Annotated in this window: 38 protein-coding genes; 4 read left to right on the top strand and 34 right to left on the bottom strand. The window is 44.1% G+C overall.

Annotated features, from left to right (window positions below):
* Nucleotides 1-5 precede the first annotated feature (5 nt).
* From B5F87_RS15730 to B5F87_RS15575, 34 genes are all read right to left on the bottom strand, one after another.
* A complete protein-coding gene (locus B5F87_RS15730; protein ID WP_087282733.1) occupies nt 6-434 on the bottom strand; it encodes a hypothetical protein in 429 nt (142 codons plus the stop codon).
* Nucleotides 382-801: a hypothetical protein gene (locus B5F87_RS15725; protein ID WP_087282731.1), complete on the bottom strand. Its 420-nt coding sequence runs from the start codon at nt 799-801 to the stop codon at nt 382-384. Before B5F87_RS15725 ends, B5F87_RS15730 begins: the two co-directional genes overlap by 53 nt.
* Nucleotides 798-1,217, bottom strand: coding sequence for a hypothetical protein (locus B5F87_RS15720; protein WP_087282729.1), 420 nt, complete (start codon nt 1,215-1,217; stop codon nt 798-800). Before B5F87_RS15720 ends, B5F87_RS15725 begins: the two co-directional genes overlap by 4 nt.
* On the bottom strand, nt 1,214-1,669 hold the full coding sequence (locus tag B5F87_RS15715) for a hypothetical protein (protein WP_087282727.1): 456 nt from the start codon (nt 1,667-1,669) through the stop codon (nt 1,214-1,216). The genes B5F87_RS15720 and B5F87_RS15715 overlap by 4 nt, the downstream gene beginning before the upstream one ends.
* A gap of 13 nt (nt 1,670-1,682) precedes the next feature.
* Complete coding sequence (locus tag B5F87_RS15710) at nt 1,683-2,708, bottom strand: hypothetical protein (RefSeq protein WP_087282725.1); 1,026 nt, start codon at nt 2,706-2,708, stop codon at nt 1,683-1,685.
* 21 nt (nt 2,709-2,729) lie between these two features.
* Nucleotides 2,730-3,131: a capsid cement protein gene (locus tag B5F87_RS15705; RefSeq protein WP_087282723.1), complete on the bottom strand. Its 402-nt coding sequence runs from the start codon at nt 3,129-3,131 to the stop codon at nt 2,730-2,732.
* 15 nt (nt 3,132-3,146) lie between these two features.
* Nucleotides 3,147-4,307, bottom strand: coding sequence for a hypothetical protein (locus tag B5F87_RS15700; RefSeq protein WP_087282721.1), 1,161 nt, complete (start codon nt 4,305-4,307; stop codon nt 3,147-3,149).
* Nucleotides 4,308-4,365: 58 nt separating this feature from the next.
* A complete protein-coding gene (locus tag B5F87_RS15695) occupies nt 4,366-4,845 on the bottom strand; it encodes a Gp49 family protein (RefSeq protein WP_087282719.1) in 480 nt (159 codons plus the stop codon).
* Nucleotides 4,842-4,988 (bottom strand): hypothetical protein, encoded by a 147-nt coding sequence (locus B5F87_RS21045; protein WP_158097067.1) that lies wholly within the window; start codon nt 4,986-4,988, stop codon nt 4,842-4,844. Before B5F87_RS21045 ends, B5F87_RS15695 begins: the two co-directional genes overlap by 4 nt.
* Nucleotides 4,985-5,449 (bottom strand): XkdF-like putative serine protease domain-containing protein, encoded by a 465-nt coding sequence (locus tag B5F87_RS15690; RefSeq protein WP_087282717.1) that lies wholly within the window; start codon nt 5,447-5,449, stop codon nt 4,985-4,987. Before B5F87_RS15690 ends, B5F87_RS21045 begins: the two co-directional genes overlap by 4 nt.
* A gap of 330 nt (nt 5,450-5,779) precedes the next feature.
* Nucleotides 5,780-6,520, bottom strand: a complete 741-nt coding sequence (locus tag B5F87_RS15685; protein WP_087282715.1) for a hypothetical protein — start codon at nt 6,518-6,520, stop codon at nt 5,780-5,782.
* A 35-nt stretch (nt 6,521-6,555) separates the two neighbouring features.
* Nucleotides 6,556-6,900, bottom strand: coding sequence for a hypothetical protein (locus B5F87_RS15680; protein WP_087282713.1), 345 nt, complete (start codon nt 6,898-6,900; stop codon nt 6,556-6,558).
* Between the two features lie 2 nt (nt 6,901-6,902).
* Nucleotides 6,903-8,243 carry a phage minor head protein gene (locus B5F87_RS15675; protein ID WP_158097066.1) on the bottom strand — a complete coding sequence of 447 codons (1,341 nt, stop codon included), beginning with the start codon at nt 8,241-8,243 and terminating at the stop codon, nt 6,903-6,905.
* A 49-nt stretch (nt 8,244-8,292) separates the two neighbouring features.
* Entirely contained in the window at nt 8,293-9,678 is a 1,386-nt protein-coding gene (locus tag B5F87_RS15670) for a hypothetical protein (protein ID WP_087282709.1), read from the bottom strand.
* A gap of 18 nt (nt 9,679-9,696) precedes the next feature.
* Nucleotides 9,697-11,115, bottom strand: coding sequence for a phage terminase large subunit (terL, locus tag B5F87_RS15665; protein WP_242964513.1), 1,419 nt, complete (start codon nt 11,113-11,115; stop codon nt 9,697-9,699).
* A 44-nt stretch (nt 11,116-11,159) separates the two neighbouring features.
* Nucleotides 11,160-11,981, bottom strand: a complete 822-nt coding sequence (locus B5F87_RS15660) for a terminase small subunit (protein ID WP_087282705.1) — start codon at nt 11,979-11,981, stop codon at nt 11,160-11,162.
* Between the two features lie 50 nt (nt 11,982-12,031).
* Nucleotides 12,032-12,733: an NPCBM/NEW2 domain-containing protein gene (locus B5F87_RS15655; RefSeq protein WP_087282703.1), complete on the bottom strand. Its 702-nt coding sequence runs from the start codon at nt 12,731-12,733 to the stop codon at nt 12,032-12,034.
* Between the two features lie 396 nt (nt 12,734-13,129).
* Nucleotides 13,130-14,218: a hypothetical protein gene (locus tag B5F87_RS15650; RefSeq protein ID WP_087282701.1), complete on the bottom strand. Its 1,089-nt coding sequence runs from the start codon at nt 14,216-14,218 to the stop codon at nt 13,130-13,132.
* The gene (locus B5F87_RS15645) at nt 14,181-15,398 is read right to left on the bottom strand and encodes a hypothetical protein (RefSeq protein WP_087282699.1); all 1,218 of its coding nucleotides are present in this window, start codon (nt 15,396-15,398) and stop codon (nt 14,181-14,183) included. Before B5F87_RS15645 ends, B5F87_RS15650 begins: the two co-directional genes overlap by 38 nt.
* 196 nt (nt 15,399-15,594) lie before the next feature.
* Complete coding sequence (locus B5F87_RS15640; protein WP_143405265.1) at nt 15,595-16,017, bottom strand: hypothetical protein; 423 nt, start codon at nt 16,015-16,017, stop codon at nt 15,595-15,597.
* Between the two features lie 76 nt (nt 16,018-16,093).
* Nucleotides 16,094-16,477 (bottom strand): hypothetical protein, encoded by a 384-nt coding sequence (locus B5F87_RS15635; RefSeq protein ID WP_087282695.1) that lies wholly within the window; start codon nt 16,475-16,477, stop codon nt 16,094-16,096.
* 77 nt (nt 16,478-16,554) lie between these two features.
* Nucleotides 16,555-16,761 carry a DNA cytosine methyltransferase gene (locus B5F87_RS15630; RefSeq protein WP_087282693.1) on the bottom strand — a complete coding sequence of 69 codons (207 nt, stop codon included), beginning with the start codon at nt 16,759-16,761 and terminating at the stop codon, nt 16,555-16,557.
* Nucleotides 16,758-17,078 (bottom strand): hypothetical protein, encoded by a 321-nt coding sequence (locus tag B5F87_RS15625; RefSeq protein WP_087282691.1) that lies wholly within the window; start codon nt 17,076-17,078, stop codon nt 16,758-16,760. Before B5F87_RS15625 ends, B5F87_RS15630 begins: the two co-directional genes overlap by 4 nt.
* Before the next feature lie 19 nt (nt 17,079-17,097).
* Entirely contained in the window at nt 17,098-17,967 is an 870-nt protein-coding gene (locus B5F87_RS15620) for a DUF4373 domain-containing protein (protein ID WP_087282689.1), read from the bottom strand.
* Between the two features lie 9 nt (nt 17,968-17,976).
* On the bottom strand, nt 17,977-18,399 hold the full coding sequence (locus B5F87_RS15615) for a RusA family crossover junction endodeoxyribonuclease (RefSeq protein ID WP_087282687.1): 423 nt from the start codon (nt 18,397-18,399) through the stop codon (nt 17,977-17,979).
* A gap of 6 nt (nt 18,400-18,405) precedes the next feature.
* Nucleotides 18,406-19,143 (bottom strand): hypothetical protein, encoded by a 738-nt coding sequence (locus B5F87_RS15610; RefSeq protein WP_087282684.1) that lies wholly within the window; start codon nt 19,141-19,143, stop codon nt 18,406-18,408.
* 12 nt (nt 19,144-19,155) lie between these two features.
* Nucleotides 19,156-19,593, bottom strand: coding sequence for a hypothetical protein (locus tag B5F87_RS15605; protein ID WP_087282682.1), 438 nt, complete (start codon nt 19,591-19,593; stop codon nt 19,156-19,158).
* Nucleotides 19,594-19,605: 12 nt separating this feature from the next.
* A complete protein-coding gene (gene bet, locus B5F87_RS15600; protein WP_087282680.1) occupies nt 19,606-20,400 on the bottom strand; it encodes a phage recombination protein Bet in 795 nt (264 codons plus the stop codon).
* Nucleotides 20,401-20,402: 2 nt separating this feature from the next.
* Entirely contained in the window at nt 20,403-21,335 is a 933-nt protein-coding gene (locus B5F87_RS15595) for a DUF1351 domain-containing protein (RefSeq protein ID WP_087282678.1), read from the bottom strand.
* Between the two features lie 9 nt (nt 21,336-21,344).
* Nucleotides 21,345-22,016 carry a YqaJ viral recombinase family protein gene (locus tag B5F87_RS15590; RefSeq protein WP_087282676.1) on the bottom strand — a complete coding sequence of 224 codons (672 nt, stop codon included), beginning with the start codon at nt 22,014-22,016 and terminating at the stop codon, nt 21,345-21,347.
* On the bottom strand, nt 22,013-22,276 hold the full coding sequence (locus tag B5F87_RS15585) for a hypothetical protein (protein WP_087282674.1): 264 nt from the start codon (nt 22,274-22,276) through the stop codon (nt 22,013-22,015). Before B5F87_RS15585 ends, B5F87_RS15590 begins: the two co-directional genes overlap by 4 nt.
* A gap of 13 nt (nt 22,277-22,289) precedes the next feature.
* Nucleotides 22,290-22,460: a hypothetical protein gene (locus B5F87_RS21040; protein WP_158097065.1), complete on the bottom strand. Its 171-nt coding sequence runs from the start codon at nt 22,458-22,460 to the stop codon at nt 22,290-22,292.
* Between the two features lie 92 nt (nt 22,461-22,552).
* A complete protein-coding gene (locus B5F87_RS15580; protein WP_087282672.1) occupies nt 22,553-22,879 on the bottom strand; it encodes a hypothetical protein in 327 nt (108 codons plus the stop codon).
* A gap of 7 nt (nt 22,880-22,886) precedes the next feature.
* Nucleotides 22,887-23,075, bottom strand: coding sequence for an XRE family transcriptional regulator (locus B5F87_RS15575; RefSeq protein WP_204246085.1), 189 nt, complete (start codon nt 23,073-23,075; stop codon nt 22,887-22,889).
* 216 nt (nt 23,076-23,291) lie between these two features.
* Here B5F87_RS15575 and B5F87_RS15570 point away from each other — a divergent pair, with 216 nt between their 5' ends.
* From B5F87_RS15570 to B5F87_RS15555, 4 genes are all read left to right on the top strand, one after another.
* Nucleotides 23,292-23,621: a hypothetical protein gene (locus tag B5F87_RS15570; RefSeq protein ID WP_087282668.1), complete on the top strand. Its 330-nt coding sequence runs from the start codon at nt 23,292-23,294 to the stop codon at nt 23,619-23,621.
* Nucleotides 23,622-23,653: 32 nt separating this feature from the next.
* Nucleotides 23,654-24,139 (top strand): ImmA/IrrE family metallo-endopeptidase, encoded by a 486-nt coding sequence (locus B5F87_RS15565; RefSeq protein WP_087282666.1) that lies wholly within the window; start codon nt 23,654-23,656, stop codon nt 24,137-24,139.
* Between the two features lie 115 nt (nt 24,140-24,254).
* Nucleotides 24,255-24,899, top strand: coding sequence for a hypothetical protein (locus tag B5F87_RS15560; protein WP_087282664.1), 645 nt, complete (start codon nt 24,255-24,257; stop codon nt 24,897-24,899).
* 540 nt (nt 24,900-25,439) lie between these two features.
* Complete coding sequence (locus B5F87_RS15555) at nt 25,440-26,543, top strand: site-specific integrase (protein ID WP_158097064.1); 1,104 nt, start codon at nt 25,440-25,442, stop codon at nt 26,541-26,543.
* Nucleotides 26,544-26,607 lie beyond the last annotated feature (64 nt).

The following is a 26,607-nucleotide window of genomic DNA, read 5'->3' as shown; positions in this document are numbered from 1 at the left end:
TGTCTTTATAAATACGGCCCATATGGCGCCCGGGCAATCTCCAAGATCTCCGGCTCCGCTTTCTCAATGATCTTATCCACAAAAGACCGGGCCGCCATGCGCTCTGTCCCCTCTTCCAGATACCCTGCGTAGGGTGTGGTACTGGTAATGCGGCTTGTTACAATACTCGTATGGCCGTTGCCTTGTCTTTCTGTGATATCGTCCCATTCCTGCCGCAACTTCCCCGACTGTGCCGCAGGCGCTTCTCCGGGAGCAGAAGAGCGGTTTGGCAGACTCTTATATTTGATACCATTCCTGGCTCCGGCCAATACCTCCAGTTCTGTTTTTCTCAAAACCTGCGTGATCTGGACACCGCGTCGGTATAGCTCATCCCGCATACCATCACTGATCTTTTCCGCGTACTGCGCAAACTTCATTCCCGCGCTGATTGCCATAGACATCCATCCTTTCCTGCACATAATAAATGGCGTATAAGTTATTTCCTGCCGGATTGACGATACCCTGCACCTGGAACCGCCGGCTGCTGCCATCCATCAGCACAAGCACATCTTTCTCCCGGACGCCCGGCGGCGGCTGATAGGATACCACCGTGTGGGTGATGGGATGCTGGTTCTGTGCCCACGCCTCCTGTTCCTTCTGGCTGGCTTCCGCCAGGATCCCATCCGGTATCACAAACGGGGTCTTCATCTCACAATCCTTTGCCACCCGGCCAGTGGCCGTCTTCTTGTTCTTCCGGCGGAACACTGTAAACTCATGTGTATATTGGCCAGGCTGGCCATTGCCATATCCTTTGAAATTCATCTCTTTCCCCCTCTCCGCCCTCCTCCCGGGTTATGCATCATGCCGACATAAAAATAATTTTCTTTCCTCTCCAACTCTCCCCCGTAGGGCTTGAGGTTACCTACAGCACTCTGGGCTATCTCCTTCTTCATATCGTCATATAATTTCTTCCAGAAATCCATCCGATGGGAAAACGTAAAAGAGACAGGCCCGACGCTGTTATCCACATCCTGTCCATACTTAAAGACCAGATGCTCCACCAGCTTGAACTTCGCCATGCGGAAGTCATCCGGATACCGCTCTAAAACTGCGTTGATCTCCTCATCGGACAGCGCCGCCGAGATGTTATCCCTGGCAACATCCGTATCAGCAAGCTCAAACCGCATCCGGTCTTTTGCGTCGGTATTCATTTTTTCCGGATAATAACTGTAGGTCATTCCACCGCCTCTTTCTGCTGTCCCACATCCGCTTTGTTTTCTTCAGCGGTCTCTTCTGCTGAATTATCCAGTTCTTCCAGGAACGTTTCTGCCGCTGCCCGGACGCCCTTCCGGCTGTCCAGTTCCCGGACAACTTCCAATACGTTCCGGTTGTCCTGTTCCGCAAGCGTTACAGCGGCGTCTTCTGCATTTTCCTGCAGGATGAGAAAGACTGCCGCCACTTCATCCGGATGAAGGTAGATATCCTCCTTACTTTTCTTCAGATGTACCGGGATGCCTTTTGCATGATCGGCGCCAGCCCCATGACAGCCACTATTGTCCTCATATCTCGCGATATATCCGCTGCGGATAAGGGCGGCCGCCCTGCTTGGTACGACCGCCTCCCCCGGGATATCTTCCCCGGCCATATACCGCACGCCGGACAGGTTCAGGTCTTTCAATGCGATATACATTTTCCTTGCCTCCTTATACACAGTCCTTGAAATACATCCCCAGTTCGTCTGATGTCTTCTTCATATCAAACGCCATCAGACCCTCCACGAACTCTGTATGCGTTCCATTCTCCCCTTCGTACTGGTCCATAGCGATCCACTGGCCGTTGCCAAGCATATCCCAGGTGAAGATATAACCAGCGGACGGCTCGTCAATCTGCGGAGCTGCTGTCGTATAGGTGAGTAATGCCCCGGCGGAATCTGCAATGAACTGCATATCCTCTTCCTGGCCTTCCGGCGCCGCATTGTAGGTAGACGCTAAATAAGTGACCTCAGACAGGCCGAAGAGTTCTGCAAGGACTTTCTCATTGACCACTGCCGGGTTTGGAGTACTGCCGGAATATTTCACCCGCTCAAGGATATCCGGATGGCTCTTGAGCGCCAGATATGCGTCATAGCCAAGGGACAGCTTATTCGGCTCCCGGCGTCCCATGCGCTTCATCTCTTTCTTCTGCTCGTCAAAATAATGCACTGGGTCAAAGTTGGCATCTGTAAATTTCAGAAACTGGTTACCTGACGGGGTAGCATCCACACCCGCGTACTCATGCGCCCATACCCCCGGCTGCATAAATGCCGCGGAAAACGCCCGGTCAAGGTGGATGTCCATCTGCTCCGTGATGACACGGACTTTGTTCCTGCGCGGGTCAATGGAACCCGGCGCTTTGCTCCTCTGATAATCCAGCGCCCCGATCTGGTCAATTGGGAGGATGATCTGCTCCACCTCGCACTTATAGGTCTTGTCCGTGTGCCCGATCACAGCCGGCGCCACCTTGCCGCCGGATGGCTTCCTGTGGACATTATCCCGGGCAAGGTCCGCACGGGAAAATTCATAATAATAGCTGGTAGAGAGCTGCACCGGACAGATTGGGAAAATCCGTCTGGCAAAAAAGTCATTCCTGTCCGCAAAATACGCCATAGACATGTTGGACAGATACTGGTTCGGTTTCCATCCCTTTGCGATGGCTACCTGTAAGTCTCCTGTTGATATATTACCAAACATTATTTCTGTTCCTCCTTCCTTCTACTCTGCCGCTGCCATATATCCGGCCTTCACGATCTGTACCGGGATGATATCTCCGGCTTTCTCTGCCGCAGCGAGGGCGATGGCTGTGATAAAATTTCCTGCTGCTGCCTTGACTGCCTTCCCGGTTGCATCCGAAGTCAGCTCATCACCCGCCGACACTGCTCCACCGGCAACCCAGCGTCCTATGTCTTTGACCTGGACATCCATCTGGCCGTCGGCAGGGATCGTCTCCTCGACGTTAGCCAGCAAAATGCCAATCGCGTTCTCTCCGGCACCGCAGAGGACGCCTTTTCCATTTTCGTCAAACTTTACTGCCAAACATCTGGCATCCTTTAATTCAGCCGCCGCTTCCATGGCGATCGTCGGCGAATCATTGATACTTAAACTGGTATACTGCATTTTCCTTCCTCCTCTCTACTTGTTCTCATAGGCATGTACCAAGGTCGGGTTTGCCTGGCACACACGGTCAATGGCCTGTGCCTGGGTAAGAGATGGTTCTTTCACCATCAGGTCACTGGCTTTTTTCTCAATAGTGGCCCATGCCTGATCAGATGTCATAGATGCCCCGCCGCCGTCATGCCCGGATTTCCCAATCTCTGAGAACAGTCCGGATTTCTCAATGGCTTCCACGTTGGTGTCCATGGTCGCAATAAAATCAGCATATGCTTCCGGAGATGCCTGCTTCATGGATTTTAAAATCGGCACCAGCTTATCCGGCGTGATCCCGGTGACCTCATACTTTTTGGCCACTTCCAGAAGCTCTGCTTCCTGCATCTGCTCTGCCCGCTTCCGCATCGGCTCAAGGATATCAGATACCTGGGCGGAAAGGCTCTTCTGGATTTCTGCCATCGCTGCGTCCACAGCTTTGGCCACCTCATCTTTGACATTGCCCTTATCGTCCGCTTTCTCTGTTTTTCCTCCTGCCAGTCCCTGCTGATCTTCTTCCACACCATAGCGGCTTTTCAGGTCTTCAAACGCCATCTTCTCCGCAGGGGTCATGTTTTCTGTATTAAATTTCACTTCCTCATCCTCCTTTTCTCCCGGAGCATTCTCCGGATCTTCTTTCATTACTGGTTTCTTTTTACCACCGCTGCCACAGGATTTTTCGATCATCTCCTGCATCTTGACCACAGCATAATCGTCTGCCGGTTCCGGTTCCCTGACTGCGTTGCTGGTATTTCCTGCAGACCACTTTGCCACCGCATCTTTGACAAACTCCGTGAACTGTTCCACACTGTCTTCCATACGGTCAGCTTTGTCTTCCACCTCACTGTCCAGCAGGATAGACACCAGGGAATCCTGCAGCGCAAAGCAGGCGTTCCATATCTCATCCCTGACTTTATCCATCTGCCGCTGCACCATCTTCTCTCCGAACCCTTCTGCTTCCACTGCCTTCCGGACGTCTTCGGTGTCCAGGTTCATGGCGCTGCAAAACTTCCGGAAAAACCGTTTATAAAATGGTTCATCCCCGGTGCCGTCACGCTTGGTGATCAGGATATCCGCATGCTGATCTGCGCCGACATCAACGACATCGACTTTCTTGACAGTCAGGTCCTTAAGCTTTGTTTTTGCCATTGCTCCTCCTTTCTCTCAAATAAAAAAACACCCCTTCAGGTGCTATCCATCAACTATTTTACTGGATGCCGTTCTTTCCCATCTTGATCAAAAAATCTAAATGCTCTTCGATTTTCCTATAGATGTTATTCCAGCACATTTTTTCACCAAAATTTTCATCAAAAAGCTGGGGATCCACACAGTCAAACTTTTCATGAATGGTTGTTCCGTTTCTCAGGACACACATCACTCGCACAACATGTGGCTCAATCGGCGGCGATGAACAGGCCATCGCATGGCTGATAAATTCATCGACCATCCTGCGGGATACATTGTTTTCACCCTGTACCACTGAATCATCTACTTGAAAATAGGCTTTTTCAAAGACTTTCTTTGGTGACCAGGACTCGTACCCATCTGGATATCTCACACGGTACCCCTCTTCTACTGTTGCTTCTGGCGGGATATCTATATAATCCCCTTCCTGCTGAATCACTTCACCATTGATCCTGAGTGCCGGCTCTGCTTCGATCAGCTTACATCCTATATAATGTTTCATCCAATCTCCTTCCCGCACTGCGTGCATTTCCATATGGTTTTACGGATATAGTGGTTTCCGTATAACCGGTCATAATAATACCGGTGCGGCAGGAACGTATGGCGATGTGGCCAAAATCCTATCCGCTTCAAAAATCTTTTCATGGCTCCTCCTCTCCCTCTTCCTCTATCGGTACCCGGCGGGCTCTCCCCTCAATGGAGAACATGGAATAGGTCCCGTCTTTGACCTTCTCCCAGACATCCGCGTCGGTGATGTGGAACCCAATCCACCATCCTTCCGGCAGCGTCCCTTCCGGGATTCCCATGGCCCGCATCTTCTCCGCGGTGAATACGATGCTCTCGATCAGCACGCCGGCGCCGCCGCGCTCGTGCATCTCCCCGGCCTCCCGGTAAAACTCAACAAACTTATATGCTGTCTCTTCTAAATCCTCTGGAGCGATCAAATCCTCCTGTCTGTCAACAAGCTGCTCGCCGTCTACTGTAACGGCTATCTTCGCCCAGCCAAAAGCGTACTGCTTTTCCTCATCCTTTTTGGTAATGGTCACCGTATGCAGTCTCGGATCCGCTGCCGGCGACCGGATAACATAGTCGTCAAATGATCTCATGATAGTCATTCCTCCTTATTTTTTCTACGAAAATAGACCGAAGCCTTGCAGATATCCTTTGCTCATCTACAAGGTTCCGGTCTATGGAAACATTCACTATATACATTTTTTACTCTTTTACCGCATCCTTCCCGTCCTTGTCATTGCGAATGCATTATAGTATCATAAAAACACATTTTTACGGGAAGGAGGCATCGGTATGTCGAAAAGACCAACCTCAGGAAAGGCTTCCAATTCTTCCACCACCTACAATATCCGAAAAGGAAATGGAGCCCGGAAGCCTGCCACACGCCCTACAAATCCACCTAAAAAGTAAGGGCAGAACCGGATTTATTCCGGTTCTTTTACAATATTCTCCGGCATCTTATCATAATTTTCCAAGGAATAAAACTTGATAAGAGTGTCTGTATCAAAGTCATAATATTCACAACCCGCATTGGGGAATATCCGGTCTTTTATATCTTTACTCTTATCCTCCTCAAAGATTTCCTTCACTCTGTCCGTGTTATATAAAGCAATCTCCCTGGATTCAATATCTGGAGCTGGGTACAGTCTTATCAAGCCTGCTGATACCAAATTTCCGCCTTTCTCAATCTTAACTGCTACATTCTCAACATCCACAATCTCTTTTGTCTCGAACAGGTTTGTCCATACATCCGGGAATTTCATTTCATCCGGCCTGTTGATCTTGCGGTTCACTATGTTCTTGCCATTCCGGAATATCCATTGCCCCACAGAATACCACAAAACAATCACGGAAATGCTGCTGAGCAGATTCACCACAAAATATTTGACCAGGCAGTTAAAATAATCAAAACCAGATGCCTCACAAAATCCCGGCCGTTCCTCTGCAGGCAACAATAAATATTGCCCCAGTTCTCTGATATCCTCCTGCATGAACAGCAGGTTGCAGAAAAACACGGCCAAACAGAATACAATGCTGACGGCAAGCTCTACTGATTTATCATTCTCTCTTTGCGGCACGCTCCGCAAATGGGCATTGAAGATGATATTCAGCGCTGCGGGTAAAGTAAACAATAGTAAGAAATAGATATTTTCAGATAATACCATATCATGTATCCTCCTGTTTGCCGGAAGGTTCTTCTTTAATCAGTATCATCGACATACGGAAAAGGTGCTCCCGGCCCATTTTTATCCCAATGTAACGGATTGCCCGCCGCATCCCACTGCTCAAAAGTGATATTCTCCGGTATCGTGTGGAAAAGATCGCGGAAAACATGGAAATCTTTTTCCCGGTATTTCCTCTTTTCTTCCTCTGTCCATTTTTTCTTTTTCCGGACAACAGGTCCATTCGGATAATGTTCCGGGCCTCTCGGCCAGTAAGCAAGTTCCGACCTGAGCCGAAACGCTTCATGCGGAGACAACTCTTCTGCCCTGCGGTCTCCTTCCTCAATCGGCAATGCCAGCCATTCTTCTGCGGTTAATGCCATTCCTATTCCTCCTCCAACAAAATATACCACACTCCGTCTGCCTCCTGCATATCCACTACGGAAAATTTTGTATTTCTTTCATATAAGATTTCATTTTCATATTTTCCATAATGCAGCATATTTCTTCCTTTTTTTGAGTTACTCACATAAATCTTTACGTTTGCTTCCTCATCATTATATCCTTTCTTTGAGGAAAAAGATAGGTACTCCGCAAAAGAGACCCGACCTTTTCGCATCCTGTCAATAAAAACACCCAATGCATCCGTATCGCCAATCGGCATAGTGCGCAAGATATTCCCTTCAAATTTTGGGAAATGTTTCAGTGCAGCATCCAGATTATCTCGCATCTCTTTTTCTTCTTTTGTAAGGATCTCCCCATTCCGCAGCTTCTCGTTTAAAATATAGGACTTATTTGGGCCCACATAGTCAATGACTGCCCTCTCTTCCTCCCTGCTCAATTCATCGTCCTGATACATAACCGCACAACGGCACCGCGGGTGAAGCGGTGGAAGAAATATTTCTTTTCCGCCTGATTCTTTGAAGGGATCGTCAAGGAACACGGTTTGTCTATCCAAATACAAGCATCGCTCACAGGTACTTTCATTCCTTGCCACACTCCAGACCTTTTTCTGTGGTTTCATCAGCCCTTCCGCTATCAAATCTTTTGTATGCTGATACCGCCCATACTCATAGGCCATGGCCCGCTCTGTGTGCGCGATGGTATACGCCCGCTGCCTAAGCTGCCGGTCAGCGTATTTCATAGATGCTTCGGATGCTTTCTTTTCAATGGATGCCTCCGTCATACGGGGATGCTTTTCCCGCAGTTCTTTCTTGATGTTGTTATAATACCTGAGGTTGGCCGCTGCCTGCGGCTTTGTGAGGCCGATACAGGGACGGATGAATTTTTCCAGCTCCCTGGTAGACATCTTGTTCTGGATGCCATCGGCGATGATGTTCCGGATGGCTTTGCGCTGCTCGTCCGTGCAGTTTGTGACCAGCGTAGCCGTCCGGTCTCGTAACCAGTCCCGCACCGCCCAGTGGTCTTTCCGGAATTTATATCCGATATCCAGTCCCTTATGCGCCATCTGATTCAGTGCCCCAGCTTCCATGGCTGCCTCCCATGTCGGCTCCATCTTTTCAGCAACCATTTTGGAGTAATCTTGCTGCCAGTCCTTCATCATCTGCATTGTAATGTCACCCGCCAGTATCGCTTCCCGGATTTCCCGGAAGGTAAGTACAGTTTGCTGGTCTTTCCAATACCGGACAAGGAAACGGATAAGTTCGGTGCCTTGGCTGTCATCCAAAAACCTTTCCAATGCAGCTTTTACTTCATTTGGCGGCATCGGCCCTCTTTTTTTGATAAATCGCTGCCGACCATGATAACGGAACATCTTACTCGCCCCTTCCCAGCCTCTTTTTGGCTTCTTCCATCATGGCGGCTTCTTCCTGATTATCTTCCGGCCGCACCGTCTTCTGTTCAGATTCCGGCGGCTGCGGGCTACGCTGTTGTTCTTCCCTCTCCGGGTCAATCTTCCGATCTGTTTCTATTTTCGGCGGCAGATTACCCAGATCGCGGACATAATCTTCCAATCCATCATCAGGCACAAGGACGCCGATACCGGCCATATCCCGGATATAGGAGGCCATTTTCTGAATATCCACCTTTTCCACATCTCCATGCACCATCTGTGGATAATCGGTAATACCTTTAAAGTGATTGCCATTCAGATCAATAAGCCGTGGGATTGCCTGACTGTTAAACGCCTCGCATATGATGTCCAGATAGGAACCAATCGCCATCGAAAAAAGCTCCGTCTTATCTGATGATAAAGCGAAGCTTCCTACTTTTTCATGCCCCAGCATGATGAAATCCGCCAGGGTAGTCATACATATTCGATTATCATAGCGGTTGATCACTGCATTGGTATCAATCTGCCGGCTGCCACCCGAAGATACTAACTCAAACTCAAATCCTGGCGGAAGGACGACGCCGGCGCATTTATCCTGACGAATATTCTTTACTACGCTCTCCGCCCAAGCCAGCAGCCGTACCATATCCGGATCGTCTGGATTATACAAATTGCAATCCTCCGGTGGTTTTATCTTCGGAATCCCAGCGAGTTCCCTCTCGATACCGATACCTTCAAATTCCTGGATGCCTTTTTTGAAATACCACGACCGGTATGCTGTCCGCAGGATGCTGCGTCCCTCCGGGTTATTCTTCCTACTCTTTGTACGGAAATGAATCGCCTTCTCAATGGGGATCGTCCGCAGCCCAAAGTCCGGCGGCGGGAGCTGCGTCATGCCCAGCAGGTTATCTTCGTTGTCATACTCCCATTGATATAACGTATCCTGCGCCCGAATCGGCAGCTTTCGCCATCCGATCAGACCATCGCTATATTTGCTGTTCATTTTCGGGTTCCGATGCTTCCCCGCGCGGCGCTTATAAACAATCTCGTGATAGCTCCAGCCATAAGTCAGGAAGGATAGAATCTCTGAAAGCGTATCCGTCCATGTGTCCTGCATATCATTCATGCAGCTCTCTACAAACTCCGCTGCCTCTTCATCTGCCGGAGTATCGCCGCCGGGCTCTACCCGGAAAGGCGCCTGCCGCAGCAATGTTTCCACGGCAAACAGGATTGCACCGACCATATCATCATTGTCAGCCATTTCTTTGTACACCTTCATGCCGCGCTGCCCGCGAAGTTCTGGAAGAAATTCTTCAAAGAATGTGCCTCCGTACCGGTTTTGTCCGATACGGCCAAGTTCATTATACATCTTTCCTCACCTCCCTTATTACCACCAATAGCTATCTTTCTCTGCGCCTGTATCTGAATCTGGTGCAGAGACCATTGTAGCAGATTCCAATTCCGCAAATCCGGAGGAACTGGCATCCACCATATCTTTAAATTTGCTTTCCGGAAATGATTCCAATTGATTAAAATACATCTCATTCCAATCTGCTATAAGAACTTCCACGTTACCGGCCTGCCACTGCGCGGCGAACGGTTCCGCCCTGGTCTCTTTGCTTCCTGTTTCCGCTACAGTCTTCACAGTAAAACCTGCCAGCATCTTGACATAACTCTGCGCCTGCTCCTTTCCAGCCTGACCGGGATCTTTTGGCAGACGTACTGTCACTCTCTTATATTTCTTCCTGTCTATGATAGCTGTATTCTTAATATGCTTCCTCACGCGTTCTGATCGCATCCGTTCATTGGTAACATCGGCAATGACATAATCTCCATTACGCCGCTTTCCCATGAGAACGCCGGCGGTATAGGCCGGGTCGCCGCCTTCGTCCACATCGGTGGCCGCCAGATCCCATGCCCGTACCCATCGTACCACATCAGTAGGCAGATGTTCGATCATCTTCACCTCTGCACGTTTGAAGAATAATCCCGCTGCCGGCCGTATTTTCCAATTTCCTTTCAGGAGGCGCTCTCTGTCAATCCGTCCCATCGCCTGCAAATTAGTCAGGTACATAGGATTTGTTTTCAATAGTTCTTTATTGTCAAAAATACTGGATGCTACAAAAGTGAACGATAATATGAACCGCTCGATGCTATACTCTAATCCACTTTCATGGAATTTTTCGTAAGTTGCTTCGTAGTTTTCCTTTACGTCCGGTATACGCATTATTTCCTCGCGGCTGTCTCCCCACAAAATACTGTCTTTTATACGGACAAAATACCGTACAACACCGCTTCTTTCGGGGATGGCATATCCCGTATCCGGATCCCACCACCATTGAATCAACTTAGCCACAAAGGAATCCGGGTCAGGATTGCATGTTGCACGGACATATGGTTTGATTCCGCAGGTGGAACGATTACGAGAAAGCATATACCAAAATTGACTTTCAGTAAAATGTGTTAATTCGTCAAATTCCAGTAAACATATTTCCGTTCCCTGATAATCATATTTTGTTTTCTCCTGTTCCAAATGTGCAAAAGTCACGTTTGCCCCAGACGGAAATCGCCAGCTCGGACGTGGCGTCTTAAAGTCTTTGGCTCCCGGATAATTATTATAGAGATTGTAAGAGGCATCCCATAAGGATCCTGAATTCATAATCTGCGCCATAGTCCTTCGGAAAATCACTGCATTAAAGCCTGGTATATCTACATGTCGCAGCGGCTCATACAGAATAGACCAGGACTTGCCTCCTCCCGCAGCACCTCCATAGATCACAATGTCTGCCGGACTACTCAAAAACATTTCCTGCGGACCAGGTTGCGGTTTAATGATTTGTCCCATGTTCCTCAGTCCCTTCCGTTATCAGGAATATAAAATGTGACATTCATCTCTTTTAATTGTCTTTTTTGTTCTTCGCTGGCCATATCCATATGTTTCGATATCCAGTCAAAAGCTTTCATTTTATCTAATAGTTTAATGCTGGCGCCATCTTTGCCCTGTTTGATTTCCGCAATCAAAGTGCCGTCCACTTCAGATGATTCCCGAAATCGTACCACATTTACTTCTTTTGTCATAATTTCTTCTGCGCCGGTTTCCTCATTCTTGACTTTGACCGGACCAAAGGCGCTCATCACTGGCACTGTCTCTTGTCCAAATTTCACATAATCTGTCATGTCTGAAAAAGCAATGTCCATATACTTTTGGAAAATGTCTGATTCATCCAGCATTTCCCGATTCAAACGGTTCTGCTTGAGACGGTAAATCTCGTCTCGAATCTTAGTATTTCTTAGTAGTTCTGACCCATTTGTCATGGCTGTCTCATAGCTACATCCATAGGCTTTCCGATATGCTTTTGTGGCGTTAAAGCATCTGACATAATACAAACAAAAAAGCCTTTGCTTATCGGTCAGATCAGTATTATTCAATACCTGCTCCACATCCTCCGCAACGGCTTCTCTCTTTGCAATATTCTGTTTTTTGGAACGCTCCGTATTTTTTCGGAACGTTCCATTCACTCTTTGTTCCCATTGGTCCTTCGACTTCCATCCTCGGACAGTGCCCGGAGACAAAGAAAGCTGATTCGCAATCTCAACTAAATCTATATCACCATTATGGTTTTTGTATATTTCAAATGCTTTCTCCCTGTCGGGATTTCTTGCCCTCGGCATATCACCACCTCTTTAACCAACTCGTTAATTGTTTCTTCTAAAGATAAATTTTATTCCAAATTAATGTTAACAATTGCATATTCAGCAAAATCTGAATCTAACTGAATTTTCAAAATATCTGTATCTGTTATATCAAAATCAATTGCTGTAAGTGTTTTTTCTGCATCAATTTCATAATTTTGATAAACCTCTCCATCTTTAAAAATTGTTAGTTTAGCCCCAACAATAGGCTCTTCGTCCATTCTTCCTACCTCAAACGACAAATGAGTATATTTTTTCCCTAGATTTGCTAATGCAAATCCGCAATTTCCGTTTACAGCTAGCTCCAATCCTGAATAATAACTATTGCCCCCAATTTTTATATCATTTCCTCCATCGTCCATGCCACTTATATAATAATCATCTCCATCATAAACTAAGCTCAAAAAATCTGAATTGCTCGCTGTTTCTGTATCATTCTCTGCAGTACTTGATTCTGAATCATCATTTGAAGTACTATTTCCTGAATTTCGCAATTCCTCATTTTCTTTTTCCAATGTTGAATTTTTTTCTTTTTCTTCATCCAATTCTTCTTTCAAAGACTGGTTTTCTGTCACCAAAGAGTTCATTGCCTCTGATATATCTCCGTTATCCACATTAACATATTGACTCACTTGTTTTTCAACATCATTCTTTGCTGTCATGTATCCAAATATACCTGATACTATAACACATATAATCCCGCATATTCCTTTTATTAATGCCTTTTTCATTATTCTATCCTCCTAGTAAAACATTTTTATTTATTTTACACTAAATAACAATAAAAAACAACAACATATAAAAACTAATAGCAATATCCGATAAAAAATATTGCACGAAAAAACACCCCATATTTCTACGGGGTGTCCTCAAAAAATGTTTTAAGGGGAGGAATCTCAATACCTCAGTAATCTGGCAATCGTCCTCTGTGAATTAAATCACGCTATCATAATATCATGAAACCACACTCAATTTGTCCCCAATTTTATTTTATCTAAAATTATACTAGCTTTTCTTCATCTTTATGTATTCCGTAAAAACATTCTAACATATTTTCATCTTCCAAGTTCCCTCACCTTCCAATCGTTTGTTTGGAAAGAAAAAAAGAGATGGCTAACAACCATCTCTTAATCATTTGCATTTTCACAAAACATTTCATATGTTGAATTCGGACTATTATGCGTAACCTGAAAGATTTTGTATTCTAAATAATGTAATAAATTTACTCTTTTGTCTATTATATATTCTAAATCTTTATCATAACATGTAATTATAATTTTTTCTTCCTCGCTCCGCATTGTAGCTAAAAAATGCTCGCGAGAAATTGTAAAGCATGTCTTTGTTGCATCTTTCCTACCAAATACTATACCAATTTTAGAATCACTTACATCTAATATGCTCTCTAATTTATTAGTGTAGTCATTATTCGGCTTGTCCTTTTCATTTTTACATTCTATAATGAAACACGGAGATAACCTATTAAACACTGATAAATACGTTGTATTGATTCCGCACAAAAAGGTACAATCAAATTGATTAGTTCGTGTTTTTATGTCGTTGGTTCCTTTTACATATTTAATCTGATTAAAGATGTCTAAAATCAATACTTCAAGCGCTTTCCCCTGTTCGGTTGTATTTTTCCCGTAATCCAAATCAAGTTTTTTTCTTAGATTATCAAATCTAACATATGCTGACTCACTCGGGTGATAATACAATCTATATAAATCCATCGTATTATTCTGCAGCGAATCAGCCTTACAAAAAAAAGAATCACTTTTTCTTATTCCTAAAATATCTCCATATTTAATCAAAGTTTCATTAACTTCCTTTTGGCTCGTAGTTGATTTTTTTATTCTCTTAAATACCAAAAAAATATCAGATGAATTAAAATCTCCGTAATCATTATCTTCACATTCAAAACATACTGGCCTTTTCTCAAGTTTTTCTAACAACTCTTCTTCATCGCAGAAAAACAATATTTCTCCACATTTCGGGCATATTACAACATATCTTTGTTTCAAAATTTCTTTATCTTTATAATACATAAGTATTTGTTTTGCCAATTCAAACGGGATTGACATTTTCTCCGCAACAAAAGATACCGTGATTCTATCAATTATATCTCCCACTAGTGTTCCCAATAAATGGTCAAAATCTTCTATCATTTGTGGGTTGTTTTCATACCACAAATTGTTGTATGATTCCTGATAAAACATTTTGAATATCACTCTCCTCCACAAAACTCATAAATTTTACGGCACAAGAATATTTTTCAATATATATAGATACATTAAATTCCTGCTCCGAATAATATTTTCTTGCACTTCTATGATAACATAATGATATTTTATCACATTTCTTATGTGTATAAACGACCTTTTTTGAATCAAAAAAAGCTTTTTTACTTTGTAAAGGGTCTCCCACTCTTGTATTCTCTTGAATCTTTGTAAACTCATTGTCATGTGCAGAAAATTTCACTGGATAAGCACATCTATCTTCCATAAAAATATTTTTATCATTATATGTAACTGATACATATTTTTCAATGAATATTTTTAAATCAAATAATGCTTCTTGTTTAATATCATTGAACTGCGGAATACCTGCTTTCTTAAAAATATATGAAATAAATTCTTCACAATCATGTGCAGTATTATCTATTTTTTCTTGAATTACCTGTGGAGTTTTTGTAAACCGATTTAAAATACTAAATATAGTTTTCTTAAAAGCCTCTTTACAAATCTCCTGTTCTTCATATTCTAATCCAATAGATTCAACAATTATTTTTTCACACGCCCGCATTAAACGTTCAGCATTTGTTGATTTCTCACGCTCTATCACATTTTTCTCTTGTCCTATTTTAAATAAACCAGATGAAGATTTTGAACGAGAAATAATAAATCCATTTTTTAAATCTACATCAACAAAAATAGGATATTCTATTTCATCCCCTATATCTGAATAAGTACTTTTTGCTTTAATTAATCGTATTAAAAATACAAAATTGCAATACTCTACTTCTCCATTATCGGCACTCTTTAATTTATAACTTATTAGTTGAAAATTCTTATCTGAAACACTTTCACATATCCTTGTTTGACGACACAGAGGAAATTTATTTACTATTTTTTCTTTTATAGATTGAAAATCTTTATCTTTTAGGGGGCATATTTTAGTCACTAAACAAATTTTCATCCCCATCTTTAAAATGTCTTCCAACCAATCCTTTACTTTTTCTTCATTTGTAATATTCTCATTTGCAAAGGTTTCTATCGCGTTAATTAAATCTGCTCGATTATATCCCAATTTTATTTGGTTTTCTATACAAAACTTTTTCAAAACAGGAATTGTTATATAATCACTATCTTTCGATCTAAATGTTATTGGTATTTGCATATTTTCTTCCTCCGTAAAACATTTTTCTCCATTTTACACCTAATACTTGTAAAATACTACAATATCCGATAAAAAATATTGCACGAAAAAACACCCCATATTTCTACGGGGTGTTTCCCAAAAAATATTTTAGAAAGAGAATTTATTTGCCATTATCTATATCTTACACTTTAAACACGACATCATCAGTTTACATTTAATTTATCCCCAATTTTTCTAAATCTAAAAAATGATAAAATAATTTTCTGTATGCATAGAAATCCGTCTTTCCGACTGTAATCCTCCCAAGATCCTCATCATATTCAATAAACTCATACGGTAGCCCAAGTGTAACTGATTTTAGTATGTACTTCCATATTCCCGGATTTGCCTTGACAGCCGCTTCTTCAATCATGAGGCAGTCTCTCTTATACTGCTCATTGTCGATTGCCTGCCGTTCCGTTGGCCTCCCGTCACCGCCGCCGGTGGGAGTACCATCGTTCTGCACAGAAGATAATCCGTACCGTATCTTGTTCTTTTTCTCATCATACTGAAGACAAAACGCCTTGAGTTCTTGGTACCGATGCTTCGATATTCTGTAATCATCCCAGGTCATGTCCCTGAGTCTCTTTTTTTCCAAATGAATCACGCTCCCTTCTTCTATTTCCGTTATTTTGGGCATAAAAAAACAACCATCGAATATGATGGTTGGCTTTTTATTTCAGTTTTTCCATAACACTCTGCAACTGTTTAAATAATTGTAAAATATTTTCATCTTCTAACATTTTCCAGACATGATTATCTATATCGTCAACAATTTTCCGTTGCTTTTTAGAAAAATACATAAGTTGTTTAGCTTTGATTTCTGCTTTTCTTTCACTATAGTGATTGTAATAATAATTCATTAAATCATCATGACTTATACGATCAGTATTATACTTTCTCAATTGGTCACAGAGCTTTTCATATTCACATATTGTCAATATTTTGGCTTCTTCATTTCCTTTTTTGTAATCTAATGCTACTGTAATAAAATAATTTAGAAATCCACCTACAAGTACTCCAAGTAATCCAATGATTCCAGTTATTATATTATCCATTGTATACACCTCTTAGAGTAAATTATATCACAACTTATCCAACCATCAATATTCAATTATCAACGTACATTTCTTTTTTATGCAAACTTCAGCTTTCCTTCGCTATCATCCACCCACAGACGAGGAGTCCGTTCCCCCGTATGATTGGTCTTATGCATCAGGATAGCATCCGGATCATGATTGATGGCAATGTCTACCGGACGTCCCAGTGCCATCTCTATTCCTACACTTGCCCCGCCTCCGCCGGCAAAGCAGTCAATAATTAAGTTTTCCATCCTCTTCATCTGCGTTGACTCCTCCTTGCTGCCTGTCTCACAGCTTCCCATTCTCTTCGAAATGAATCCGCCCATGCACCCTTCACTGTAATTCGTTCTGGCCGTTGGCGGATATTCAGCTCCTCTTGTATCATTTCCTGCTTTTTACTATGCATATCTTCCCTGCATAGTATCTCCAGCGCCATTTCCAGATCTTCATCCGTCACTCGCACCAATAATCTCTTATATGACGACGATTCGCCTGCAGAATATAATGGTGTATTTATAACGCGATACGTGGCATCGGTACAATCATTCAGGGATGCCAGACTCTTTGTTCGTCCCATCTGTCTCATTTCTCCTATCTCATTGGTTTTTCCGTTTATCTGCCAGTTTCTTCTCCAGAGCATCATAGTCGTATTCCCGCTCATCAAAGTTATGAAAGCCATTGGCATTCCCTGTGGCAGCCTTCTTTGTTCCTGCCTGCGTTTTCTTCCCGGATTCTTTCTTGATGGGATAAAACCCTTTCCATCCCCGGTTAAACGCCTGCTTACAAATGGCGATACGCTCCGCATCATCTTTTCCCATAGCAGACAGCTCCTGCCGCAGTCCTTCGATCTGCTCCGGCATCAACGGGCTTTTCTGATTGTGATTCCGCATAGAGATGAACAGACGGAAAACCTCCTCCAGCTCTGGATTACTGAAATATATATATGTTTTATTTACTTTACTTTCCTTTAGGGATTTTTCCGCGGAATTATCGGTATTTTTCCCGGATTTATTTTCATTTTTCCCGGAATCATCCTGAAAATGGGTAACTTTAATAAAGGGTTCCGTCTCTTCTTTTTCCAAAAGCCAGTACCCCGATATTTTTATCGGATTCTTTCTTGCCCTTTCTTTGACTGCAAGCTGGAATCGCTTCTGTATTCCGGCAGAGGTCAAAACAGCGTCCGACTGAAAAAGTTTGTTATCAAACAGTGACCGTTCCAATAAGAATGTTAAGACCTGCTTCACCTTATCTGTACTCATGTCAAGATCATGGGACATGACATACCAGAAATCTTCATCTACCTTCAGGTAGTATCCATTTTTATATATCTCACAGAGCAGATAGAGAAAGATCGTGATTCCATCTGCTCCGTATCTTGCTTTCAGGATCCGGATTCTTGTATCCGCCGAAAAAAAATCAACATCCAGAGAAAAATAATCAAGCCCCCTCTTTCTCTGTCTTGCCATGTGAGCTCCTTATATCTCTGAAATTTCTACCTCCACCCGCGCCTCAGCGCCGTACCGTTTCTCCGCGGTGACTGCAATCACCTGCGTATCATCGTGGTACGCCACGCCATTTAAGGCATCCAGGATGGATTTTATTACATTATCAATATCCGGTTTCTTTGCCGGCCGGATATACCCGGCAACCATTTCTGTCGCTTTCTTCTTGCTGGTGCTCTTAGGTACGGGATAATATGCCATGATAGTTACCCGCAGATACTCTTCCGCTCTAAACGGTCTCTCCCCAGTCTGCGAAAACGATATCTTTATCAGATTCTCATAAAGGACCGTCCCCTCCGGCGTATAGGAAAATGTCTGCCCGCCTCTTGTGCGGACGGTCCGGGCACGGGCCTTGCCTTTCGGCGGGCCCGGCACTGTAAATCTCACCGTCCTCATGATCATTTACCCGATAATGGCAATACGATCATGGTCTTTGATATGAACTCTCAGGTATTCCTTGATGGCATTTACCGCGTAATACTTCCACAGGCCGCCGTCTGCCTCTACCAGCTTGAAGATCGGCGCCCCGTCTCTGTCTTCACTGATCCGGAATACAAACTTGCTCTCCGGCTGATCCACCTCTAAAAAGGTACGGTATGGCTGCAGGCGGACCGGATTCGGCACTTCCACATCTGCCTTGCCGGCAATGCCCCGGCTGATGGTCGCTTTCTGGCTGGTACCGTCGTCCCCGTAGTTGGAAACTGTCTTATTCTCCACATTGCCGGCCACAGCCAGGATCAGTTTCGTCTCATCGGTCTGCTGGAAGGCGGTCTGCATGTTAATAACGAAGTCTTCCTGACTATAATACCGGTCAAACTGAAATCCATTCGGATAGGTCTCCACACAGAAGAGCTCTTCCCGCCGTCTCTCTTTGATCAGGCCGGAAAGAAGGCGGACCTTGGTCGGAGACTCCACATGGATGATCATAGACTCCCTGAGCTCCTCGCTGCGCTCCGCCAGGTAGTCCAGAAGGGAAGTCAAGCTGCAGGCGGTCAGTGGAACCGCCATCTCTTCTTTATCGTATCTCTGTAAGTTCTTGGTACAGTAGGTCTTCCCGGCAATCTCCAGGACTTCCGGCTTTGCCATGTCCTCGCCTACGTCCAACAGTAACTGAATTGCATCTCTTAAATTATTTTCCATGAATCGTACCTCCTATTTTGCTTCTCTTAAATTGATCACTTTATTCTCTGCCTTTGGCTCCGTCTCGAAAATTTCTCCGGTAGACGGGTCATATCCTATTGCTGTCTCTCCCTGCGGCTCTGCTTCTGGTTCTTCCAGATTCAGGGATAACTGCCCTGGGATCTGGCTGCCAATTTCCACGCAGTCCACTTCTCCGGTCTTTAAATCTTTTCCCATGCCAAGGGCTGTGACAGCGCCCAGCGCCGGCGCCAGGGTTGTCTTTGTCTGGACGGCCGTGGCGATGAAGTTCCGCTCCTGATTTGGTTTAAAACCAATGGTGACAGTCACTTTTCTTGTCGCTGACGCATCTGTGTTTGGGTCCTGGATATTCTTCGCTACCTCCTCGATCGCCCGGTTTACCTGGGCGGAAAAGGCGCCGTTCGCAAAAGTCTCTAAATTAATGTGCTGCATAAACTCCCTCCTTTAGAAAAACGCCTGCTGGCCGTCTGGTGCTTCCTGCGTCGCCGGCGGCGGCGTTACCACCGGTTCCGGCTGCCGCTGCATCTGCTCCGCATCCACGCGCGGCATTTCCTCATGCTGTTCAATTGGAATCGCAGTATCATCATTTGCCATAATGTAGGCTGCGCCTCCCTCCGCCTCCGTGTAACCATTCTCCTCGGCAGAATACATGCCTCCGAAAGCGGAAGGAAATGCTTCCCGCAGCGCCTGTACCAGTGCGACCTTACGGATCATCGTCGCCGGCTTGGAAGCCCACTGACGGTTCAGGCTACCGTCCTTCTTGCGTCCGGCGTATTCCTCAAAAGAAACCTCGATGGAATACGGATGTCTACGGTCTTTTCTCCAGACTGTGGCATATCCACCCACAATCTCCTCTTCTGGCAGACGGAAGCTTCCGGGCCGCCGGACAATCTCCCCGCATTCCTTGTCATGAACGATAATCCCGGCCTCGTATCCATCATAATTCTCATTGGCTTCTGCACGTTTCATAAACGCTTCCTTACCAACAATCATGGACGCCGGCTCATTGCCGTATTTGATGCAGTATGCCTCTTTCGCCCACGGATTCAGGCCGCTGGCCTTGCAGAGGTTCATGAACATCACAATTTCCTGTGTAGACACTCTTTCTTTGTCCCCACTTACGAGATATTCCCGGACAATCTCCGGCGTCAGGACGATATCAACGCCGCCGGCGCTGTACTGCACCTGCATCTTGTTTTTTGGTGCTGCTTTTCCCTGTAAACTGTTTTTTACTGCCATACTTAAAACTCCTCCTTACTTATGATCTCAACTTTCTCAGCGTTCTTGCTGAGGGTTGAAAGTACCTGGTTTAAATATCCAAACTGGTTCTCATTGGCCGTGATTGCAATGACCACCCGCTTTCTGCGGACTGCCGGCGCTGCCACTGCCGGGGATACCCGTTCTGTCGCTACGGCCGCCGGTTCGTCCATTGGCGCCGGCATAATCTCTGCCGCCGCCGGTTTGCCGGCCTGCTCCACTCTGGCGGCCTCTTCCCGGAGCTTACGCTCCCGCTCTTCAGCCTCTTTCTGCTTCTGTTCCTCAAACAGGGCTTTCTTCCTGGCTGTCTCCTCCAGTTCCTGTTTTTTCGCCATGGCGGCGGAAAGGTCAAAGGTTTTCAGATATTCTTCTTTCATCTCATAGCCGTATGTACTGCTCTCCTTATTGATGACCTTTAAGTCTGCATCCACCTTTGCATAGATGGCGGTAATCTCTTCCTTAATGGATTTCAGCGTCGTGGATGCGTTCAGCCAGGAATCTTTGAAGATCCGCTCCAGCGGCACTGTCCGGTCTAAGTCCCCGATGGCTTCTTTGTAGATCTCCTTTACCTTTTTCAACTTCTCCTGCCGCAGCCCTTCCTCGTAGCCCTTGATCTGGCTGTCGATGTTATCCACGGCCTGCCGGATGATGCTGACCAGTTCTTTCTCTTTTTTCTCAAAATCCTCATATGGGATCATGACCTGCTTTTTGATTTCCTTCCGCTTCGCCTCCAGGGCGGAGATCAGTTTATTGAGCGCTGCCCGATCTTTCTTCGCTTCTTTGATCTGGTCATCGCTGTAAACCAGATTCATGTACTCATTGGACTTCTGGGTGATCTCCGCCTTCAGGTCCTCAAAGTTCCAATCAATACTCTTTAAAAACCCGTCCTCCTGCGGGTTGTAAATCTTTAATTCCATAAATGCCTCCTATATTTCCGGAAGGATCAGTCCCGGCTGCTCCCTAGTCTGGATGCTCCGCCAGAACTTCTCCTCCTCTTCCTTTAAAATCGCAATGTCTTCGGCTACGTCTGCCCGCTCAATGAAGTAATGCCTGGTCACCAATCGGTTTTCCCCGCTCCAGTCACTCTTTAGCTGCGCTTTCAGCACGGCGAAGTCATACTCCGTGACCAACAGGTAATGAAGGACCTGTATGTAATAGTTATCAGGAATCTGGTCCCGCCACTTCTCTCGCTGCATGGACTGCAAGATATTCGTGGTCTTGATCTCGAGAATTCCCCGCCGGCCTTCCTGATCTACCAGCTCACCGTCGAGCGAAGCGTGCGCCCACGGATATTTCTCATTGCGGATGAGGTTGTTCTCGTAATATTCGACCTGATATTCCGGATGATCCAAGGCGAACAAGTCTCGCAGGAGCGGCTCCGCATCATGCCCGTATTTCACATAGGGCTTGTCAGAAATATTTTCCGGCGTAAGAGCTCCGGTCTTCTCCAACCAGAGCTCCTCATTGGTTTTGTAGGGATTCAACCCCAGGACCGCCGATGCGTCAGATCCGCCGATTCCCCAACGGTTATGCAGCCATTCTTCGTTGCTGCCGAACTGATACCGGGTGATTCCCGGTGTGATCTGCTGCTGTCTCATTCCTGATACTTCACCATTCCTTTGATAAATGCATCCCGGACTATCACTCGTTTCGCCGGATTTTTCCCAGCCAGTGCATTCAATGTATTTCCTATTCCTTGGCCTAAAGCATATGCCGTCTCAACAGCATTACCTTTCCCGAAAGATGCAGCTTTCAAGTCTATCGCACCATTATCACCCAGCTTAGTTATCATGATCATTCCAAAATCGCCTTCCACATCAAAGGCTACATCTTCACACTTTAATGTTCCTTTTACCATGTTATTTCCTCCTTTAATCCCTTAATTCCGTCATCATCACAATCGCATTGCCCCGCCAGTACGCCGCATCCCCGGTGATGGGGTCGTTGTGCAACAATACGTCTGCCCAGCTTATGGTCAGCCAGCCGATCAGGGCGAATGCAGCCAGTGTGATGGCTTCACTGAAAAATCTTTTTAATTTCATCTTTTCATTTCTCCTTTGTCGGTGTAAAATGAAATTGTTTAATTGCCTATGTGCCCTACGGGAGTTGCCGCTTCCCGGGCACTTTTTTCATGTTATACTTCCACCGCCGCGCGTACCTGCTGATTGAATCCGCAGATACGCATGATCTCTTCCGGTTCAAAATCCGGCACACATTTCCGCAATACCGGATTACTGAGCATCTTTTCAAATTTCATGTAGTCGATAAAGACATATACATTCGTCAGGGTACCTACAATGGCATATTTGTTATACCTGCCCTTTTCCATTTCCGTCTCAATGCCGCGCCGCTTCCGCTGGACAGTGCGCTTTGACATATTAAATTCTGTGGCAAGTTGCTGATCGGACATGTAGGCAAATCCCCTGATCTGCTCTATGATATGTAATGGTCTTTCTGCCATCTAAGAATCACCTCCCTTCCTGCTCTTCTGTTTGAAATAGATAATCTAATGATTTATCTGGAAAAAAACTATTTTTAATTTTGACGCATTCTTTCAGCGACAAAGTCCCTTTCCCATTCAATTTAAGAGATAATGTTGTTGGAGTAATCTCAAGTACTTTTGCCAACTCTGCTCTTTTAGTTTTCGTCCTTGCCAATTCTGCCTCCAAATTAGGAAACAATTTTTACTCACCTCCTTACGTTTCACGATTTTTCGTGATTACATTTGCAGTATATTATGAATTTTCGTGATTGTCAATACCTTTTTCTCGAATTTTAGAGATTATTATTTTGTATTTCACATTTTTATATTGATTTTTCGAGATTATAATGATATTATCGTTTTATACTGATAGAGGGGAGGTAATATTTGAATGAATGAACTTGAATCTCAATTGAGGCAAATGATTATAAATAAATATGGTAGCCTGAAAAAATTTTCAGATACAATAAATATGCCTTGGACTACTCTTGACAGTATTCTAAAAAGAGGAATTGCCAATTCCAATATTACTAATGTATTAAAAATCACTCGTGAATTAGGGTTGGATGCTGAAAAATTAGTTGATGGCGAATTATTCCAAAATGTCTCATCAACCACTACTCTCGCCGCCCATTTTGACGGTGATGAATATACGGAGGAGGAACTGGAAGAAATTCGCCAGTTTGCCGAATTTGTAAAGAACAGAAAGAAGCAGAAATAATTTTTAATATACTAGAGTGGGAGGAGATACATTTGAACGCGTACGAACGTTTAGAGAACGAAGCCTGCATGGACGGTATAGATGTAATAGATTGCAACTTTAGCAGTGATAACATTAAGGGTTTATATTGTGATGGGGTGATTGGCATAAACAAGAGTATAAAGAACACGACAGAAAAAACCTGTATATTGGCAGAGGAGCTGGGACATCACCACACAAGTGCAGGAAATATTATAGATCAAACCAAAACAGATAATGTAAAGCAGGAGCAGCGCGCTCGGATGTGGGCATACAATAAGCAGATCGGGCTATATGGCATCATCAACGCATATAAACGCGGCTGCCGGAACATCCATGAAATGGCAGATTATCTGGATATTACAGAGGGATTTCTACGAGATGCACTCGAAGCTTACCGGCTAAAATATGGGCAATGCGTGGATATTGATAATTACACCATATATTTTGAGCCATATTTGATGGTCGCTGATTTTGATTCATATGATAGTAGGAAATAAAAAAATTTTACGTATAAGGTTTATAAAAAACATGATTTTGCAGTTTTTTAAATCAATATATAATCCGTTTTATCGGTTTATATAAATATATTTTTAATACAAAGGAGAGATTGTTATGAGAAAAACTATTGTAAGTATTGGATTAATTGCAGCTATGAGTATTTGCTTTACTGCATGTGGAGGTGATACCAATGCCCCGGTATCTGAGGAAGCTGCTGCCACTGTTGCTATGACCGAACCTACTACCGAAATGGCCACAGAAGAAACTACAACAGAAGCCATTGAAGATACATCTTCTATGGGCATGGGAGATTATTATGAATATCTAGGTGCAGAAAACGATATGATACCTTACACCATAAGCCCTTTAGCAAAAGATTTTATAAATGAAAACCCTGATTTATTTCCATGTGCGGATAAAGAAATTGCTGAAGAATATACAGATTCAAGCATTGATTTTAAAATGATTAACAAAAATCAGGACAAGTACGGAGACAAACTGATATGCATTAGTGAAGCTTATGTTATCGGAATTAACGAAACTAATTTTGATGACGGTAGTAGTTTAACAGAAGTACAAGCAACGGATTTGGACGGAAATTATTACTATGTTATTTATAATGATGTACTTGATGATATTTATCAGGACGATACGGTTGAAATATACGGAGCTCCGATAGGCATGACCAGCTTTGAAAACGTAAGCGGAGGAACGACCATTTCTTGTGTTATTGCAGGTAGTTATGTAGGTAAACTTTGAAATTAGCTAACTACAAAACCTGGGAAAAGTTATAATTTCTATGTTAGGAAAAGAAAAGACTGGGAAGAATCCATAAAAAACCTTCTTAAATAGTCGCTAAATATAATATTGTGATTCGCTATGTATAGATTCATACAAGATAAATAGCTACTCAATCAGGAGAGCCTGTTACGGTAAGCTCAATGACGAAGCTGTTTAAATATCGAACAGCCGGAGTTCGGGAATATTGGATTGTAGATCCTCAAAAAAGAACTGATTCAATTATATTCATTTGAAGGCGAAAAAGATTTCTTTTCTTTCTCATTTAACGACACAATTACATCAAAAATCTTCTAGGATTTATCTATCTGCATTGAAGATTTGCTGAAATAAAAAACTCCGCCCCTGCGCCAACAGGAGCGGAAACCGTTACATATCCGAAGATGATGCAACCAAAAATACCAATGATATTGTATCATCTCCGGAGCAGCCACGCAAGCGGAACATCTGTTTCTCGCTGGCTGTTATTTTTATACTCATTTTTAAGGAAGGATGGTGCATATGTGGGTCGAAGAACTGAAAAACGGTAAGTATAAATTCGTGGAGCGCTACGAAGACTATCTGACCGGCAAAACCAGAAAGGCTTCCGTGACATTAAACAAGAACACTGCTGCTACTCGTAAGCAAGCGCAGGCAGCCATCACCGCAAAGATTGAGAAAGCATTAAAGAAAGATTATGCTCCAGCAAAAGATATCACCATGAAGGACCTGGTAGAAGAATACCGCAAAAGCCAGGCGCTGACTGTAAAAAAGTCCACATACAAGAGAAACTATCACGCCTGCAACACATTGATGAAGATTCTCGGGGAAAATGTTCTGGTCAACCGGTTGAGTGCTCGATATGTGCATGATTCTTTCCTTGCAACGAGAAAAGAAGGTGGTACTCTAAATGAGCATCTGACGCGCTTCCGCGCTTTAATCCATTGGGGATATAAAAATGAACTGATTCAAGATATCTCTTTTTTGGATAAGATTGAACTTTTCCCCGATAAGCCCCATCGTGAAAAAATTCAGGATAAATTTCTGGAAGCCTCGGAAGCCAATCTTTTGTTAGATTATATGACAGTAGATAAATGGAAAAAGCTTACGAAATTTCTGATTCTGTCCGGCCTCCGCTTCGGCGAGGCGGCTGCTCTCGAGATCTCCGATCTGGATCTTAAAGAACGGATCATCCGGGTGAGTAAGACTTACGACTATAATAACAATGTGACCACTCCCCCGAAAACTTTCTCATCTGTCCGAGATGTTTATATACAAGATGAAATGCTGGATCTGTGCCAGTTCATTCGGTATGATGCCCTCTGTCAACGCATGGTAACAGGATGTAATTTACTTTTTCAGGATAATGGCACTCATGTGAATTACTTTTCTTTTAACGCCTATATAAGGGAAAATTCTATGAAGTGCCTGGGTAGATTCATTACCCCGCATGTGCTGCGGCACACGCACGCCAGCTTGATGATTGAACAGGGGTTATCTCTCGACATCATTGCACGACGCCTGGGGCATGAGGACAGTGAAATCACCAGAAAAATCTATATTCATATTACGGAACGACTGAAAGAAAAAGAAAATCAGATTATAGCCGGAATAAAGATTTTATAATTTGCCCCTTTTCTGCCCCTTTTGTAAAGTAAAAGTCCCTGAGAGCCGCTTAAATAAATGCTCT

This window comes from Eubacterium sp. An3, from assembly GCF_002159465.1.
Lineage (GTDB): Bacteria > Bacillota > Clostridia > Lachnospirales > Lachnospiraceae > Anaerobutyricum > Anaerobutyricum stercoris.
The sequence above is the reverse complement of the archived record's forward strand: the minus strand, read 5'-3'. Positions and strand labels throughout refer to the sequence as shown.

Excerpts from the sequence above, each read along its gene's own strand:
- B5F87_RS15570 (WP_087282668.1), top strand. The coding sequence starts at position 23,292 with ATGAATGAACTTGAATCTCAATTGAGGCAAATGATTATAAATAAATAT.
- B5F87_RS15710 (WP_087282725.1), bottom strand. The coding sequence starts at position 2,708 with ATGTTTGGTAATATATCAACAGGAGACTTACAGGTAGCCATCGCAAAG.
- B5F87_RS15730 (WP_087282733.1), bottom strand. The coding sequence starts at position 434 with ATGGCAATCAGCGCGGGAATGAAGTTTGCGCAGTACGCGGAAAAGATC.
- B5F87_RS15655 (WP_087282703.1), bottom strand. The coding sequence starts at position 12,733 with ATGAAAAAGGCATTAATAAAAGGAATATGCGGGATTATATGTGTTATA.
- B5F87_RS15555 (WP_158097064.1), top strand. The coding sequence starts at position 25,440 with ATGTGGGTCGAAGAACTGAAAAACGGTAAGTATAAATTCGTGGAGCGC.
- B5F87_RS15715 (WP_087282727.1), bottom strand. The coding sequence starts at position 1,669 with ATGTATATCGCATTGAAAGACCTGAACCTGTCCGGCGTGCGGTATATG.
- B5F87_RS15620 (WP_087282689.1), bottom strand. The coding sequence starts at position 17,967 with ATGGCAAGACAGAGAAAGAGGGGGCTTGATTATTTTTCTCTGGATGTT.
- B5F87_RS15705 (WP_087282723.1), bottom strand. The coding sequence starts at position 3,131 with ATGCAGTATACCAGTTTAAGTATCAATGATTCGCCGACGATCGCCATG.
- B5F87_RS15585 (WP_087282674.1), bottom strand. The coding sequence starts at position 22,276 with ATGGTAAAAGGAACATTAAAGTGTGAAGATGTAGCCTTTGATGTGGAA.
- B5F87_RS15680 (WP_087282713.1), bottom strand. The coding sequence starts at position 6,900 with ATGGCATTAACCGCAGAAGAATGGCTGGCATTGCCGATTGAGGAAGGA.
- B5F87_RS15625 (WP_087282691.1), bottom strand. The coding sequence starts at position 17,078 with ATGGGACGAACAAAGAGTCTGGCATCCCTGAATGATTGTACCGATGCC.
- B5F87_RS15605 (WP_087282682.1), bottom strand. The coding sequence starts at position 19,593 with ATGCAGCACATTAATTTAGAGACTTTTGCGAACGGCGCCTTTTCCGCC.
- B5F87_RS15700 (WP_087282721.1), bottom strand. The coding sequence starts at position 4,307 with ATGGCAAAAACAAAGCTTAAGGACCTGACTGTCAAGAAAGTCGATGTC.
- B5F87_RS15685 (WP_087282715.1), bottom strand. The coding sequence starts at position 6,520 with ATGGTATTATCTGAAAATATCTATTTCTTACTATTGTTTACTTTACCC.
- B5F87_RS15720 (WP_087282729.1), bottom strand. The coding sequence starts at position 1,217 with ATGACCTACAGTTATTATCCGGAAAAAATGAATACCGACGCAAAAGAC.
- B5F87_RS21045 (WP_158097067.1), bottom strand. The coding sequence starts at position 4,988 with ATGAAAAGATTTTTGAAGCGGATAGGATTTTGGCCACATCGCCATACG.
- B5F87_RS15580 (WP_087282672.1), bottom strand. The coding sequence starts at position 22,879 with ATGGCAGAAAGACCATTACATATCATAGAGCAGATCAGGGGATTTGCC.
- B5F87_RS15610 (WP_087282684.1), bottom strand. The coding sequence starts at position 19,143 with ATGGAAAATAATTTAAGAGATGCAATTCAGTTACTGTTGGACGTAGGC.
- B5F87_RS15725 (WP_087282731.1), bottom strand. The coding sequence starts at position 801 with ATGAATTTCAAAGGATATGGCAATGGCCAGCCTGGCCAATATACACAT.
- B5F87_RS15660 (WP_087282705.1), bottom strand. The coding sequence starts at position 11,981 with ATGCCGAGGGCAAGAAATCCCGACAGGGAGAAAGCATTTGAAATATAC.
- B5F87_RS15695 (WP_087282719.1), bottom strand. The coding sequence starts at position 4,845 with ATGAAACATTATATAGGATGTAAGCTGATCGAAGCAGAGCCGGCACTC.
- B5F87_RS15595 (WP_087282678.1), bottom strand. The coding sequence starts at position 21,335 with ATGGAATTAAAGATTTACAACCCGCAGGAGGACGGGTTTTTAAAGAGT.
- B5F87_RS15675 (WP_158097066.1), bottom strand. The coding sequence starts at position 8,243 with ATGCCGCCAAATGAAGTAAAAGCTGCATTGGAAAGGTTTTTGGATGAC.
- B5F87_RS15630 (WP_087282693.1), bottom strand. The coding sequence starts at position 16,761 with ATGAAGAGGATGGAAAACTTAATTATTGACTGCTTTGCCGGCGGAGGC.
- B5F87_RS15690 (WP_087282717.1), bottom strand. The coding sequence starts at position 5,449 with ATGAGATCATTTGACGACTATGTTATCCGGTCGCCGGCAGCGGATCCG.
- B5F87_RS15650 (WP_087282701.1), bottom strand. The coding sequence starts at position 14,218 with ATGTTTTATCAGGAATCATACAACAATTTGTGGTATGAAAACAACCCA.
- B5F87_RS15645 (WP_087282699.1), bottom strand. The coding sequence starts at position 15,398 with ATGCAAATACCAATAACATTTAGATCGAAAGATAGTGATTATATAACA.
- B5F87_RS21040 (WP_158097065.1), bottom strand. The coding sequence starts at position 22,460 with ATGAAATTAAAAAGATTTTTCAGTGAAGCCATCACACTGGCTGCATTC.
- bet (WP_087282680.1), bottom strand. The coding sequence starts at position 20,400 with ATGGCAGTAAAAAACAGTTTACAGGGAAAAGCAGCACCAAAAAACAAG.
- B5F87_RS15670 (WP_087282709.1), bottom strand. The coding sequence starts at position 9,678 with ATGTATAATGAACTTGGCCGTATCGGACAAAACCGGTACGGAGGCACA.
- terL (WP_242964513.1), bottom strand. The coding sequence starts at position 11,115 with ATGTTTTTGAGTAGTCCGGCAGACATTGTGATCTATGGAGGTGCTGCG.
- B5F87_RS15560 (WP_087282664.1), top strand. The coding sequence starts at position 24,255 with ATGAGAAAAACTATTGTAAGTATTGGATTAATTGCAGCTATGAGTATT.
- B5F87_RS15615 (WP_087282687.1), bottom strand. The coding sequence starts at position 18,399 with ATGAGGACGGTGAGATTTACAGTGCCGGGCCCGCCGAAAGGCAAGGCC.
- B5F87_RS15590 (WP_087282676.1), bottom strand. The coding sequence starts at position 22,016 with ATGAGACAGCAGCAGATCACACCGGGAATCACCCGGTATCAGTTCGGC.
- B5F87_RS15635 (WP_087282695.1), bottom strand. The coding sequence starts at position 16,477 with ATGGATAATATAATAACTGGAATCATTGGATTACTTGGAGTACTTGTA.